Source organism: Caulobacter sp. FWC2, from assembly GCF_002742625.1.
Classification (GTDB): Bacteria; Pseudomonadota; Alphaproteobacteria; order Caulobacterales; family Caulobacteraceae; genus Caulobacter.
Genome location: NZ_PEBF01000001.1, coordinates 3,156,209 through 3,169,721 on the forward strand (window position 1 = coordinate 3,156,209; position 13,513 = coordinate 3,169,721).

At 69.7% G+C, this 13,513-nt stretch carries 13 protein-coding genes; 5 read left to right on the forward strand and 8 right to left on the reverse strand.

The features are described from left to right. The 8 genes from CSW62_RS15150 to CSW62_RS15185 form a co-directional block, all read right to left on the reverse strand. Positions 1-1,104 carry an acyltransferase gene (locus CSW62_RS15150; RefSeq protein WP_099579166.1) on the reverse strand — a complete coding sequence of 368 codons (1,104 nt, stop codon included), beginning with the start codon at positions 1,102-1,104 and terminating at the stop codon, positions 1-3. Between the two features lie 53 nt (positions 1,105-1,157). Then, complete coding sequence (locus CSW62_RS15155; RefSeq protein WP_099579168.1) at positions 1,158-1,493, reverse strand: copper-binding protein; 336 nt, start codon at positions 1,491-1,493, stop codon at positions 1,158-1,160. A gap of 28 nt (positions 1,494-1,521) precedes the next feature. After that, positions 1,522-2,568: a copper resistance protein B gene (locus CSW62_RS15160; protein ID WP_099579170.1), complete on the reverse strand. Its 1,047-nt coding sequence runs from the start codon at positions 2,566-2,568 to the stop codon at positions 1,522-1,524. Beyond that, the gene (locus tag CSW62_RS15165; RefSeq protein ID WP_099579172.1) at positions 2,565-4,427 is read right to left on the reverse strand and encodes a copper resistance system multicopper oxidase; all 1,863 of its coding nucleotides are present in this window, start codon (positions 4,425-4,427) and stop codon (positions 2,565-2,567) included. The genes CSW62_RS15160 and CSW62_RS15165 overlap by 4 nt, the downstream gene beginning before the upstream one ends. Before the next feature lie 108 nt (positions 4,428-4,535). Continuing rightward, complete coding sequence (locus CSW62_RS15170) at positions 4,536-5,108, reverse strand: RNA polymerase sigma factor (protein ID WP_099579173.1); 573 nt, start codon at positions 5,106-5,108, stop codon at positions 4,536-4,538. Further along, positions 5,105-5,545 carry a periplasmic heavy metal sensor gene (locus tag CSW62_RS15175; protein WP_099579175.1) on the reverse strand — a complete coding sequence of 147 codons (441 nt, stop codon included), beginning with the start codon at positions 5,543-5,545 and terminating at the stop codon, positions 5,105-5,107. Before CSW62_RS15175 ends, CSW62_RS15170 begins: the two co-directional genes overlap by 4 nt. Position 5,546: 1 nt before the next feature. Continuing rightward, positions 5,547-5,834 (reverse strand): hypothetical protein, encoded by a 288-nt coding sequence (locus tag CSW62_RS15180; RefSeq protein ID WP_099579177.1) that lies wholly within the window; start codon positions 5,832-5,834, stop codon positions 5,547-5,549. A 182-nt stretch (positions 5,835-6,016) separates the two neighbouring features. Continuing rightward, entirely contained in the window at positions 6,017-6,496 is a 480-nt protein-coding gene (locus CSW62_RS15185; protein WP_099579179.1) for a DUF305 domain-containing protein, read from the reverse strand. A gap of 294 nt (positions 6,497-6,790) precedes the next feature. On the opposite strand from CSW62_RS15185, the gene CSW62_RS15190 reads away from it, so the two are divergent. From CSW62_RS15190 to CSW62_RS15210, 5 genes are all read left to right on the forward strand, one after another. After that, the gene (locus CSW62_RS15190) at positions 6,791-7,153 is read left to right on the forward strand and encodes a hypothetical protein (protein WP_099579181.1); all 363 of its coding nucleotides are present in this window, start codon (positions 6,791-6,793) and stop codon (positions 7,151-7,153) included. A gap of 116 nt (positions 7,154-7,269) precedes the next feature. Continuing rightward, a complete protein-coding gene (locus CSW62_RS15195; protein WP_233206696.1) occupies positions 7,270-7,500 on the forward strand; it encodes a hypothetical protein in 231 nt (76 codons plus the stop codon). A gap of 125 nt (positions 7,501-7,625) precedes the next feature. Further along, entirely contained in the window at positions 7,626-8,849 is a 1,224-nt protein-coding gene (locus CSW62_RS15200) for a TolC family protein (protein WP_099579186.1), read from the forward strand. After that, a complete protein-coding gene (locus CSW62_RS15205; RefSeq protein WP_099579188.1) occupies positions 8,846-10,360 on the forward strand; it encodes an efflux RND transporter periplasmic adaptor subunit in 1,515 nt (504 codons plus the stop codon). The genes CSW62_RS15200 and CSW62_RS15205 overlap by 4 nt, the downstream gene beginning before the upstream one ends. Continuing rightward, complete coding sequence (locus tag CSW62_RS15210; RefSeq protein ID WP_099579190.1) at positions 10,357-13,503, forward strand: efflux RND transporter permease subunit; 3,147 nt, start codon at positions 10,357-10,359, stop codon at positions 13,501-13,503. Before CSW62_RS15205 ends, CSW62_RS15210 begins: the two co-directional genes overlap by 4 nt. The last annotated feature ends 10 nt before the right edge of the window (positions 13,504-13,513 follow it).

Sequence of the window (13,513 nt, forward strand, 5' to 3'; positions counted from 1 at the left end):
TCAGAGCACCGGTTCGTGCGCCGGCTCGGGCGTGGGGCGCCGCGCGAAGGGATCGCGCCCCCGCAACCAGTTACGCGCCGGCCGTTCGACAAGATGGTAGGCGACCATCGCGGCCAGCTGACAGGCCACGAACGCTCCTGCCCAGGCCAAGGCGATCCCCGCGCCAGACAGGCCTGGCGCCAGCTTTTCCAGGGCGTGGAAATAGACGATGTCGACTGGAAGGTGGACCATGTAGAGGCTGTAGGAGACCTCGCCGAGGTAGACGAGCGCCGGCGCCGACATCGCTCGTGGCTTCGCGGCCTTGGACGTCTCGGCTAGGCAGAAGATCAGCATCGCCAGGCCCGGCCAGATATAGAGATCGCTCAGTCGCAGGCTGGCGGCGATCGCCACCCAGGCCGTCGCGGCGAGCGCGCCGAATCCGGCCATGGCGGCCGGCAGGCTCAGGCTCGATCCCAAGCGATGCAGGGCCGCGCCCATCAGGAAGGCCGGGATGATCCGCAAGGCGCCGATCTGGGCGCTCATGTCGGTGAACAGCACCCCGCGCTCCTGGGCCGTCAGGAACATGGCGACGAACAGGGCGAGTACGGCGAGGACGAAGAGGCGTGGCCGACGCCTCAGCGCCATCGAGGCGATGGCCGCGACCGGAAAGCCGAGGTAGGCGAACCACTCAGCCGAGATCGACCAGGAGGGGAAGTTCCACTGCACGGTGGGCGTCGTGCCCCAGGCATGCACCAGCAACAGGTGCTGGGGGAGCATGCGCGGATCGAACGCCTGGGGATCGAAACCGACGCCTAGCTTCAAGGCCGCGAGCCAGATGGCGATCGTCGCGGCCAGGGTGACCAAATGGACGGGATAGACCCGCGCCAGGCGCGCCCAAAGGAAGGAGCCGTAGTTGAACCGGCGCTCGGCCCAGGCCCGCGTATAGACGTGGCTGAGGATGAACCCCGACAGGATGAAGAAGAGGTCGACGCCCAGGTAGCCCTTGGCGACTAGGCCAAAGCGCTCGAGACCAAGATCCAGGTGGTTGCGGAAATGATAGACGAGCACCCACAGCGCCGCGCAGATGCGCAACGACGTGAGCGGACGGATGTCCGACGGATACATGGCCCCTCCCCCGAGGTGATGGTTGGGGCCGGCGAACGCCGGCCCGGTGGTCGCTAGAGCGCGGTCAGGCCGACGATGGTCTGGCCCTGTAGCTTGAAGCGCACCTTGATCCCGACGCTCAGGCCCTTCAGGAGGGCGGGATCAGAGACCTTGAAGGCCATGGTCATCGGCGGCCACTTCAGCGCCGGGATCGCTTCATGGGCCAGAGTGACCTTGGCGGCCTTGGCGTCGATGGCGCGCACGACGCCTACCGCCTCGACCGGCGCACTCGCCTCGGCCGCATGGCCTGCGTGGCCGGCATGATCGTCCATGCCGGCCATCTGCGCGGCGGCGGGCTGGCCGGCAAGCGCGAGCGTGGCGGTCGCGGCGGTGATGGTGAGTATCTTCATGAGCAGGCTCCTTGGGATCGTTGGCGGGCTAGAACCAGGCGCGCAGGCCGACAACCAGACTGGTGTCGGAAACGTCCCGCCCCAGGCCCCGCGCGTAGTCGACGCTCTGTCCGAAACGCTTGGCCCAGGTCACGCCGACATAGGGCGCCAAGTCGCGGCGGATCTCGTAGCGAAGGCGCAAGCCCAGCTCCGCGTCCGACAGGCCAGAGCCGGTCTGGGTCTCGGGGATGTCCTGGGCCGAGAGGTTGAGTTCGGCGCGCGGCTGCAGGATCAGGCGTTGGGTCAGGCGCCAGTCGATCGCCCCTTCGACCCGGCCTAGCACGTCGCCCTTGTTCGACAAAAACAGCGCGCCGCCGGCCTCGATCCAGTAGGGAAGCAGGGTCTCGAAACCGACCGTAGCGTAGCTGCGTGATTTGGGCTGGACGTCCTGGCGCACGCCGACCTGCACGTCGGTGTAAAGGCCCACGGCGCGGGAGTAGAGCGCCTGGACCTCGCCGGCCTCGACGCCATGGCGGTCGCCTTCGCCCTCGGACTTCAGGACCAAGCGGTTGAGATCGCCGCCGAACCAGGCCTCGCCATCCCAGTGATAACCGTCGCCGCCCGAGCGCGCCTGGTATTCGAGAAGATTGACCATCACCTGCGAGGCCTGGGCGCCGCCATGCTCCTGCCGAAGCACGGCGCGAGCCCGGTCCATGGCGGCCGGATCGAAGACCTTGTCGGCCAGGTGGTCGGCGGGCGGCTGGGGCGGGGCCGTTTCGTGATCAGGCAGAGGCGGCGGCCCCATCGCTTCGGCCTGGCTTCTCGACTGGCCGGGGACGCCCATGCCGGACATTGCGCCCATGTCATGGCCCGCGTGGGGATCAGCCACCGGCACGGTCTGCGTCTTGGCCATGGCCATGTCCGGCATGGCGCCCATGTCGTGTCCGGCATGGGGGTCGGCGGCCGGGGCCGGGCTCGCCGGCGCGGGTTTGGGGCTGGAACTCGGCGCGGCTGGCGCGGTGGTGTGACCAGCGTGCTGGGCCAGGGCCGGCGCCGCCCACAGGACCGGCAGGAGGGCGATCAGCGGGGCTTTCATCGCGCGCTCTCCGCTGGGGTGTCGCGCACGCTGAAGACCTGAAACATCCCCGCATGCATGTGGTAGAGCATGTGGCAGTGGAAGGCCCAGTCGCCGGTCTCGGGCGTGAAGTCGAAGCTGACGCGGCCACCTGGCAGCACGATGACCGTGTGCTTGCGCGGCATGTAGCCTGCCGGTCCGAACGCCAGCTCGAAGAAGTGGCCGTGCAGGTGGATGGGGTGGGCCATCATGGTGTCGTTGACCAGAGTGACCCGGACCCGCTCCCCGTGGCCGAAGGCGTAGGGAGGCGGCCGGTCGCTGAACTTGCGCCCGTCGAACCCCCACATGAACCGCTCCATGTTGCCGGTCAGGTGGATGTCGAGGGATCGCTGCGGGGCGCGGGTGTCGGGGTTCGGTTCGAGCGCCGCCAGATCGCGATAGACCAACACCCGGTGGCCGACGCTTTCGAGGCCCTGGCCGGGCTCACCGGTGCGATCCATCGGCATCGGGGCGATGGTCTGGACGCCCGGGCCAAGCTTGACCTGTGGCGCGTTGTCCGGATTGCGCATGGACATGTCCATGCCGCCCATGTCCATCTTGCCCATCACGTCGCTTCCGCGCTGGCGCGGCGGCGCCATGCCGGGCGCGGGGCTGGCGGCCTTGGCGCCGTGCCCCATGGCCGCGTGGTCCATGCCGGACATGTCCGTGGAGCCGTGGTCCATGGCGCCCATCTGCATGCCGCTCATATCCATGCCGCCCATATCCATGCCCATGTCACGCATGGTGGTCAGCGGCCGCTCCCGCAGCGGCGGAACCTCGGCGCTCATGCCCAGCCGCGGCGCCAGAGTGGCGCGGCCCAGTCCGGAGCGGTCGACTGACTCCGAGACGATGGTGAAAGCCTTGTCCTGCGTCGGTTGGACGATGACGTCATAGGTCTCGGCGTTGCCGATCTGGAACTCGTCGACCTCGACCGGCCGGACGTGCTGGCCGTCGGCGGCGACCACGGTCATGCGCAGGCCGGGAATCCGAACGTTGAAGACCGATTGGGCCGCGGCGTTGATGAACCTCAGGCGCACGCGCTCGCCCGGCGAGAACAGCGCCGTCCAGTTGTCCGCAGGGCCGTGGCCGTTGACCAGGAAGGTGTAGGCCGCGCCGGTGACGTCGGAGATGTCGGTCGGGTCCATCAGCATCTTGGCCCAGTCCAGGCGCTCGGCCAGGGTTTGATCCTTGCCGGCCATAAGCCCGCCGAGGGTCTGGCGCTGGTAGTTGAAGACTCCGCTCTGCTGCTTGAGCTTCTTGAAGATCTGATGGGGGTGCAGACGGCTGAAGTCCGACAGCACCACGACGTGCTCGCGGTCGAAGGCCACCGGATCAGGACCGGCCGGGTCGATGATGATGGGCCCATAGTGGCCCATCTGCTCCTGCAGACCCGAATGGCTGTGGTACCAGTAAGTCCCCGACTGGCGGACCTGGAATTCGTAGACGAAGGTCTCGCCCGGCTTGATCCCCGGGAAGCTGACGCCGGGCACGCCGTCCATCTGGAAGGGCACGAGCAGGCCGTGCCAGTGGATCGAGGTGTCCTCGTCAAGGTTGTTTGTCACCGAAAGGCGGACATTCTGGCCTTCCTTCAGCCGGATCAGCGGACCTGGAACCGTGCCATTTATCGTCACGGCGTGGGCGGCCTTGCCGTCTACCGTGACCGGCGTGTGGCCGATGGTCAGCTTGATGTCGTCGCCGGAAAGAGCGGCCGGCGCGCGGCCGGGATCGCCCGCCGCCTGCGCCCAGGACGGCAGGAGGCTCGCGAGCGTGGCGCCGCCGCCGAGTATGGCGAGCGATTGGAGGAAACGACGGCGATCGAAAGCCGCGCTGGATCGACGCATGACAGCCCTTTGACGATGACGCGCTGGCGCAGGCCATGACGGCCGCAACGCGATCTCAAGGGTGGCTACGCGCCGAAACTTCGCCCCCCTCATCGGCGGGCCAAAAAATCAGGAGTCGACCAGCCAGTCGGCCAGGCGCTTGCGGGCGCGGTAGGCGCGCGTTTCGATCGTCTTGACGCTGACGCCCAGGAACGCCGCGGCGTCCTGCTGCGAGTAGCCTTCCAGATAGGTGAGGATCAGGGGCTCCTTGAGCTGGTCGGGAAGACGCGCGATCGCCGCCTCCAGGCGCGACAATTGCTCGGCGCGCAGGCTCGCCGCCTCCGGGCCTGGCGTGGGGTCGGCAGGGTCGGGCGCGCCCGGCGCGTCGATCGACCGCTCGCCCAGGATCAGCCGGCGAACCAACAGGCGCCGCCCCCGGTCGCGGCACTTGTTGAGGACGATGGCCCGCATCCAGGCGCCGAACGGCCGGGCCGGATCATAGCGATCGAGCGCCTTCCAGGCGGCGACGAAGCTTTCCTGCACCACCTCATGGGCGGCTTCGGGTTCGCCGACATGGCGTCGGGCGAAGGCATGCAAGGGGCTCTTATGCCGGCGCATCAGCGTGCTGAAGGCGCGCTCGTCGCCCCGCGCCGCGCGCCTGGCCAGCGCGCCGTCTTCATCCTCGCCAAGACCGGCGGTCACGGCGTCTCGTTCGTGAGCGCCTCGCTGACGCGACGGTCGAACTTGGCCGCCTGCTCGGGGGTCAGTACTTTGCGCATCGCCAGGACGTGCTGGACCGTCTCCAACTGCAGCGCTCCCATGGCCGTATGGAAGCGCTCGACCGCGGCCTCGACCTCGGGCCCGTATTCGTGGCGCGCCTGGATGGCGGCGGCCAGTTGGGCGTTGGCCGCGCGCAGCTCGGCCTCCCGGGCGCGACGACGCACGGCGAAGTCCTGTTCGAGCGCCTCAAGCCGGCGATCCTGATCCGCGCTGAGCTTCAGCTCGTGGTGGACCATCTCATGCAGCGATTGGGCATGGGGCTTGGGCAGGAACCGGCCTGAGCCGAGCCAGCCTCCGGCGACCCCGGCCAGCAGGGCCAGGACGACGGTCAGCACGGCGCCGCGCGAGATCCGGCGCATGTCAGCGACCGCCCAACAGGGTCGATGGCGCTAAATGCGCGTCCACCGAAAACGCGGAGATCTCGGAGGGCGCGCGCGCGGCGGCGTTGGCCGCGAGGCTGCCGCCGACCATGCCCAGGCCCAGGGCCGCGACGATTGAGGCCGCGCGCAGCGGCACGAGTGCGTTCGCCGCGCGCCGGCCGTCGCGCCAGGTGTCGATCCTGGCCCAGACCTGACCTTCCAGGCCGTGCAGCTGAGCGTGCGGTTGTCGCCGCAACGCCTCGAAAAGTTCGTCGAGCTTGTCGCTCATCGCCGATCCCCTGACTCTACATCCATGCATACGCAGCCCGCGGTCCGATCCCTCGGGTGAAGGATGACGCGCCCCGACGCAGAGTGTGACCGACGGATGGCGGGCGGGAAACGCCCTATGCGCAAGGCGGTCGTGCAAAGCCACAAGAGTGCGGGCCTGCCGGTCCGGCGGGCCGCCAAGGATTAGCGGGCGCGCGCGAGCATGGCGCCCATCTGGTCGATCTCCTGCTGCTGGCCCTTGATGATCGTGGCGCAAAGGCGCCGGATCTCGGGGTCCTTCACAGGCGCGCGTCCGCACATCAGGATCGCGCCGGCGTGATGCGGGATCATCGAGCGCAGGAACTCGCGATCGCCGACCAGCCACTGGTGGCGGATGGCCGCGAAACACAAGACCCCGATGACGAGGCTGGACGCGACCAAGCCGCGATTGAGGCCCTTGCTCGGATACATCATGCCCATGAGAAGAAGTTCGAGCAGCACCATCGGCGCGGTCATCAAGCCGGCCATGTAGGCCTGGTTGAAGCTTGGATGGATGTTCGCGGCCCTGTCGACCATGGCGTACATCAGGACGTACATGGCCAGGAACGACAGGGCGGTCATGACCGCCAGGCGCAGGTAGGGCCTATGGTGTTGATGATTTTCAGGCGCGTGCTGCTCGGCCATGACTGTCTCCAGGAGACCCGAGCAGCCGCCGCCACGGTCGCGTCGCGCTGATGCCCAAACCGGGTCCGACGCTGCCAAAACCGGCGAACGGCGCCCCCGTTCCGCTTCTGAAAATATTCGCCACGATGGCGCGAAAGGGTCGAGGGATGATCCGGGCCAGCGCGTATTGGACCAGATCGGCGGCTTTCGGGGTTTGTCTCCAAGCCGTCACCAGTCCGCGCCGCGGTCGCGGCGAACCGCGTTCAGGAATTGTCCGTACATGACGACGCCGTGCGACTGCGCTAAGCTTACCCGATGCTAAGGCATGCGCTCGCTTTCCTGGCCGCCGTGGCCCTCGCGTTCAGTCCGCTGGCGGTCAACGCCGCGCGGGCCGATTGCGACATGGCTGGCATGGACGCGATGGCCATGGTCGCCATGGCCCCCGCCGGCGACGACGCGGCTCAGGCTGATCCTTGCTGTGACCACGGCAAGGCCATGTCGGCTAAGGATTGCGCCAAGGCTTGCGCGGTCAGTTGCGCCCTGTCCGTCGCCGCCCCCTGCGAGGGCTCGGCGATGCCGGTCGCCGTCAGCTATCGCGTCGAGACGAGCTGGTCGAACACCAGCGGTCGCACGCACCGGCTCATCCTCGAAGATCCGCCTCCACGAACGATCGCCTAGGACCGGCCCAAAGGCCGATCCACGTCCATCGCTCGTTTCATGCGCCCGCCCTGCCGGGCGCGTGTGATCGCCCGCGCTCTCGCGGGCTGGCTTTCCGATCTTCAAGGATGACCCTCATGTCTCCCCGCATCATCGCGCTGGCGCTCGTCGCCAGCCTTGCTTCCCTGGCGACGGCCTCGGCCGCCGCGCCACGCGCCTGCGGCCATCTGCAGGCCCTCCCCGCGCCCGCCAATCCCAAGGACGTCTTCCGGCGCGCCGCGTGGGTTTGCGACATGCCGGCCGATTGTATGCCGCACGCCGTCGCCGGCGTCGACGGCGCGTTCCAACCGGCCCGCTCGCCTCGCTAGCTCGGGTGGGACGGGCGGGGACCGATCCCCTGTCGTCGCCCGTCCCGTCCGGCCCCGGCGAGGCGGCTGCAAACGCCTCGCCGGGGCGCTGCCCCTTCACGGCTGCCTCCAGGATTTTCGTCCCCATGCGTATTCTTCCTCTTCTGGCCGGACTGAGCTTGGCCAGCGCCGCCCAGGCCGCGCCCCTCACCTACGCCCAGGCCCTCGACGCGGCCGCCGCCAACGCGCCGTCCCTGCGCGCCGCCGCCTTGCAGGTCGACGCCGCCAAGGCCTCGGCCAAGGCGGCCGGCGCCTTGCCGGATCCCAAGCTGGCCCTCGGCCTCGACAACTTCCCGGTCTCGGGTTCGCCGGCCGGGCGGTTCGGGGCCGACGAGATGACCATGGGCAGGGTCGGCTTCAGCCAGGAGATGCCCAGCGCCGCCAAGCGCCAGGCGCGTATCGGCCGGGCCGAGGCCGACATCGTCGCGGCCGGGGCCGAGGGCGCGGTCGAGGCCCGCCAGGTCCGTGTCGCCACGGCGCTCGCCTGGATCCAACTGCTCTATGCCCAGCGCAAGCTCGCCGCCCTGGATGGGGTGGTCGCCCAGCTGGCCCCGCTGTGGGACGCCGCGCCGTCCGGCGTCGCCTCCGGTCGCTCCAGACCCGCTCAGGCGCTGGAGGCCGCGCAGATGCGCGCCGCCCTGGAGGACCGCCGCAGCGAAGCGGTCTCCGAGCTGGAACGGGCCCGCGCCATGCTGAGCCGCTGGACGGGTGATGCTGATCCTCAGGCGATCGGCGAGACACCGGATCTGGACCTTGCCCCCGCCGGCCTCAGGACCGCGATCGACCGCAATCCCGCCCTGCTGGCCAAGGACGCCGCCGCCCGCCAGGCGCGGGCGGACGTCGCCCTGGCCAAGGCCGACAAGCGTCCCGACTGGAGCTGGGACGTGGCCTACCAGCGCCGCGACCCGATGTTCGGCGACATGGTCTCGGCCGGGGTCAGCATCAGCCTGCCGCTGTGGGGCAAGAGCCGCCAGGACCCGATGATCGCCGCCCGCGCCGCCAGCGCCAGCCGGGCCGACGCCCAGCGCGAGGATGCGCGCCGGGCGCTGGCCGCCCAGCTCGAAGCCGACCTCGCCGATCACGTCATGCACCACGAGCAATGGCTGCGGTCCCGCGACACCCTGCTGCCGCTGGCCAAGCAGAGGGCCCAGTTGGAGACCGCCGCCTATGGCGCCGGCACGGCCGCCCTGCCCAACGTGCTGGTCGCCTTCTCGGGCTTGGCCGACGCCCAGCTCACCACCCTCGATCGCGAGGCCGCCGTCGCCGTCGACGCCGCCCGCCTGACCCTGACCTACGGAAGCGACCAATGACCCCGTCCCCCTCGATGAAGGCGCTGCTCGCGGGCGCCGCCGCCCTGGTGGTGCTGGCCGGCGCCGGCGGCTATGGCCTCGCTCGCCTGACCGCCAAGCCGGCGATGTCGGAAGCCCCGGCCGACGGTCGCAAGGTGCTCTACTGGTACGACCCGATGGTCCCGGCCCAACACTTCGACAAGCCGGGCAAGTCGCCGTTCATGGACATGCAGCTGGTGCCCAAATACGCCGGCGAGGCCGAGGCGAGCGGTCCGGCGGCGGGCGTCCGCATCGATCCGTCGGCCGCGCAGAACCTCGGCTTCCGGCTGGCGACCGTGGAGGAAGGCGCGCTTTCCAGCGGCCTGACCGCCACCGGCATCGTCGATTTTAACCAGCGCGACATCGCTGTCGTCCAGGCCCGCAGCGGCGGGTTCGTGCAGCGCGTCTATGGCCGCGCGCCCGGCGACGTGATCGCTGCCGGCGCGCCGCTCGCCGACCTGCTAATTCCCGAGTGGGGCGGCGCCCAGACCGAATATCTGGCTGTGCGGAGGACCGGCGATGCAGCCCTGGTCGCCGCCGCCCGCCAGCGCTTGCGGCTGCTGGGCATGCCCGACGGCGTGGTCGCCGGTCTCGACCGCGACGGTCGGCCGCGCACCACGATCACCGTCACCGCCCCCTTGGGCGGGGTGATCTCCAAGCTCGACGTGCGGGCCGGCATGACCGTGGCCATGGGCCAGACCCTGGCCGAGATCAACGGCCTCTCGAAGGTCTGGGTCACGGCCGCCGTGCCCGAGGCGCAGGCCGGCCAGCTGCGGCCCGGTCAGGGCGTCGGCGTCACCCTGGCGGCCTATCCGGGCGAGACCCGGCGCGGAACGGTCCAGGCCGTGCTGCCCCAGGCCCAGGGCGACAGCCGCACCTTGCAGGCGCGGATCGAACTGGCCAACCGCGACGGCCGCCTCAAGCCCGGCCTGTTCGCCACCATCAGCTTCGACGCGGCGGCTCGCACCGCCCTGCTGGTCCCGTCCGAGGCAGTAATCCGCACCGGCGCGCGCGACGTGGTGCTGCTGGCCGCCGACGGCGGCCGCTACCAGGCCGTCGAGGTCCGGACCGGCCACGAAGCCGGTGGCCGGACGGAGATCCTGGCCGGGCTGGCTTCGGGCCAGAAGGTCATCGCCTCGGGCCAGTTCCTGGTCGACTCCGAGGCCAGCTTGGCGGGCCTGCAGGTCCGCCCCTTGCCGGCGTCAGGTCCTCAAGCACCCGCGGGCGACATGACCATGACCAAGCCCATGACGGCGGCCAAGCCGGCCCTGGTCGAAGCCACAGGCCGCATCGAGCAGGTGACCAAGGACGGCGTCACCCTGTCCCACGGCCCCGTGCCGGCGATCGGCTGGCCGGCCATGACCATGACCTTCCGCGCCGATCCGATGCTGCTGCGGGGCTTGAAGGTCGGCGACCAGGTCCGCTTCGCCTTCGATCCGCCGCCGGCCGACCCGACCGTCCGGCGCATCGCCAAGATCGGCGGTGGCGCATGATCGCCGCCCTGATCCGCTGGTCGGTCGCCAACCGCTTCTTCGTGCTGCTGGGGGCCCTGGCGCTGATCGTGGCCGGCGGCCTCGCCGTGCGCTCGACTTCGATCGACGCGCTGCCCGATCTCTCCGACACCCAGGTGATCATCCGCACCAGCTATCCGGGCCAAGCCCCGCAACTGGTCGAGAACCAGGTCACCTATCCGCTGGCCACCACCATGCTGTCGGTGCCCGGCGCCAAGACCGTGCGCGGCTACTCGTTCTTCGGCGACAGCTTCGTCTACGTGATCTTCGACGACAAGACCGACCTCTACTGGGCCCGCTCGCGGGTCCTGGAATATCTCAACCAGGTCCAGGGCCGTCTTCCGGAGAGCGCCCGTCCGGCCCTGGGCCCCGACGCCACCGGGGTCGGCTGGGTCTACGAATACGCCCTCGTCGACAGGACCGGCAGCCACGACCTCAGCCAGCTGCGATCCCTGCAGGACTGGTTCCTGCGCTATGAGCTCAAGACCCTGCCGGGCGTGGCCGAGGTCTCGGCGATCGGCGGCATGGTCCGTCAGTACCAGGTCGTGCTCGACCCACAGAAGCTGGCCAGCTTCGGGGTCACGCACCAACAGGTCGTCGCCGCGCTGAAGGGCGCCAACGCCGAGGCCGGCGGCTCGGTGCTGGAGCTGGGCGAGGCCGAATATATGGTCCGCGCCACCGGCTATCTGAAGACCCTCGAGGACTTCCAGGCCGTGCCGCTGAGGACGGCCGCCGGCGGCGTCCCGGTGCGCCTCGGTGACGTGGCGACGATTCAGGTCGGCCCGGAGATGCGGCGCGGCATCGCCGAGCTCAACGGCCAGGGCGAGGTGGCCGGCGGGGTGGTGATCCTGCGCTCGGGCGAGAACGCCCGCACGACCATCGCGGCGGTGAAGGCCAAGCTGGTGGAGCTGAAGAAGAGCCTGCCGCCCGGCGTCGAGGTGGTCAGCACCTACGACCGCTCGGGCTTGATCGACCGCGCCGTCCATAACCTGACCGGCAAGCTCCTGGAGGAGTTCCTGGTCGTGGCCCTGGTCTGCGCCCTCTTCCTGGGCCACCTGCGCTCGGCCCTGGTGGCGATCCTCTCGCTGCCGCTGGGCGTGCTGGCCGCGTTCCTGGTGATGAAGAGCCAGGGCGTGGACGCCAACATCATGTCCTTGGGCGGCATCGCCATCGCCATCGGGGCCATGGTCGACGCGGCCGTGGTGATGATCGAGAACGCCCACAAGAAGCTTGAGCGCTGGGCGCATGAGCATCCCGGCGAGACCCTGGCCAGCGAGACCCGCTGGACGGTGATCACCGAGGCCGCCGCCGAGGTCGGTCCGGCGCTGTTCTTCAGCCTCCTGATCATCACCCTGTCGTTCATCCCGGTGTTCACCCTGCAAGCGCAGGAAGGCCGGCTCTTCCGTCCCCTGGCCTTCACCAAGACCTACGCCATGGCGGCGGCGGCCATCCTGTCGGTGACCCTGATCCCGGTGCTGATGGGCTACCTGATCCGCGGCAAGATCCCCGACGAGGCGGCCAATCCGATCAACCGCGTGCTCACGGCGGCCTATCGCCCGCTGCTCGACCGGGTCATGCGTCGCCCCAGGACCACCCTGCTGGTCGCCCTGCTGGCCTTCGCCACCACGGCCTGGCCTCTGGCCCATCTGGGGGCTGAGTTCATGCCCAACATGGACGAAGGCGACCTGCTCTACATGCCCTCGGCCCTCCCGGGCTTGTCGGCGGCCAAGGCCGGCCAGTTGCTCCAGCAGACAGACCGGATGATCAAGACCGTGCCGGAAGTGCAGAGCGTGTTCGGCAAGGCCGGCCGGGCCGAGAGCGCCACCGATCCCGCGCCGCTGGAGATGTTCGAGACCACCATCCGCTTCAAGCCGCGCGACCAGTGGCGGGCGGGCATGACGCCCGACAAGCTGGTGGCCGAGCTCGACCAGCGCGTCCGCGTCCCCGGCCTGACCAATGTCTGGGTGCCGCCGATCCGCAATCGCATCGACATGCTGGCCACGGGCATCAAGAGCCCGATCGGGGTCAAGGTCTCGGGGGCCAACCTCGCCGAACTCGATCGCATCGCCCGCGAGGTCGAGGGCGTGGCCAAGGGCGTGCCGGGCGTCAGCTCGGCCCTGGCTGAACGGCTGACCGGCGGGCGCTATGTCGATGTTCGCATCGACCGCGCCGCCGCCGCGCGGTTCGGGCTCAATATCGACGACGTCCAGTCGATCGTCTCCGGGGCGATCGGCGGCGAGACCATCGGCCAGACGGTCGAGGGCCTGGCGCGCTATCCGATCAGCGTGCGCTATCCGCGCGAACTGCGGGGCAGTCTGGAAGGCCTGCGGACGCTGCCGATCCTGACCCCAGACGGCGCGCAGATCACCCTTGGCACGGTGGCGCAGGTCGAGATCGCCGACGGGCCGCCGATGCTCAAGAGCGAGAACGGCCGGCCCACGACCTGGGTCTATGTCGACGTGCGGGGCCGCGATCTCGCCTCGGTCGTCGGCGACCTGCGCCAGGCGGTCGGGCAGAAGGTCAGGCTCTCGCCCGGCGTCAGCGTCTCCTATTCGGGCCAGTTCGAATATCTGCAGCGGGCCGCCGACCGACTGAAGATCGTCGTGCCGGCCACTCTGCTGATCATCTTCGTCCTGCTGTACGTGATCTTCCGCCGCTTCGACGAGGCGGGGCTGATCATGGCCACCCTGCCGTTCGCCCTGACCGGCGGGATCTGGACGCTGTATCTGGCGGGGTTCCACCAGTCGGTGGCCACCGGCGTCGGCTTCATCGCCCTGGCCGGGGTCTCGGCCGAGTTCGGGGTGGTGATGCTGATCTATCTCAAGCACGCCATGGAGGCCCTGGGTCCCGATCCGTCGCCCGCCCAAGTCGAAGCCGCGGTGCGCGAAGGCGCCCTGCTGCGCGTGCGGCCCAAGGCCATGACCGTGGCGGTGATCCTGGCGGGCCTGGCCCCCATCCTCTGGGGCCACGGCGCGGGCTCCGAAGTGATGAGCCGCATCGCCGCGCCGATGATCGGCGGCATGCTCACCGCCCCGCTGCTGTCGATGTTCGTGATCCCGGCCGGCTACCTGCTGCTGCGCCGCCGGCAAGCCCGAACCGCACCTTCCGCTTTCCGCTCAGCCTAGGAGATCCCCC

Excerpts from the sequence above, each read along its gene's own strand:
- CSW62_RS15150 (WP_099579166.1), bottom strand. The coding sequence starts at position 1,104 with ATGTATCCGTCGGACATCCGTCCGCTCACGTCGTTGCGCATCTGCGCG.
- CSW62_RS15155 (WP_099579168.1), bottom strand. The coding sequence starts at position 1,493 with ATGAAGATACTCACCATCACCGCCGCGACCGCCACGCTCGCGCTTGCC.
- CSW62_RS15160 (WP_099579170.1), bottom strand. The coding sequence starts at position 2,568 with ATGAAAGCCCCGCTGATCGCCCTCCTGCCGGTCCTGTGGGCGGCGCCG.
- CSW62_RS15165 (WP_099579172.1), bottom strand. The coding sequence starts at position 4,427 with ATGCGTCGATCCAGCGCGGCTTTCGATCGCCGTCGTTTCCTCCAATCG.
- CSW62_RS15175 (WP_099579175.1), bottom strand. The coding sequence starts at position 5,545 with ATGCGCCGGATCTCGCGCGGCGCCGTGCTGACCGTCGTCCTGGCCCTG.
- CSW62_RS15180 (WP_099579177.1), bottom strand. The coding sequence starts at position 5,834 with ATGAGCGACAAGCTCGACGAACTTTTCGAGGCGTTGCGGCGACAACCG.
- CSW62_RS15185 (WP_099579179.1), bottom strand. The coding sequence starts at position 6,496 with ATGGCCGAGCAGCACGCGCCTGAAAATCATCAACACCATAGGCCCTAC.
- CSW62_RS15190 (WP_099579181.1), top strand. The coding sequence starts at position 6,791 with ATGCTAAGGCATGCGCTCGCTTTCCTGGCCGCCGTGGCCCTCGCGTTC.
- CSW62_RS15195 (WP_233206696.1), top strand. The coding sequence starts at position 7,270 with ATGTCTCCCCGCATCATCGCGCTGGCGCTCGTCGCCAGCCTTGCTTCC.
- CSW62_RS15200 (WP_099579186.1), top strand. The coding sequence starts at position 7,626 with ATGCGTATTCTTCCTCTTCTGGCCGGACTGAGCTTGGCCAGCGCCGCC.
- CSW62_RS15205 (WP_099579188.1), top strand. The coding sequence starts at position 8,846 with ATGACCCCGTCCCCCTCGATGAAGGCGCTGCTCGCGGGCGCCGCCGCC.
- CSW62_RS15210 (WP_099579190.1), top strand. The coding sequence starts at position 10,357 with ATGATCGCCGCCCTGATCCGCTGGTCGGTCGCCAACCGCTTCTTCGTG.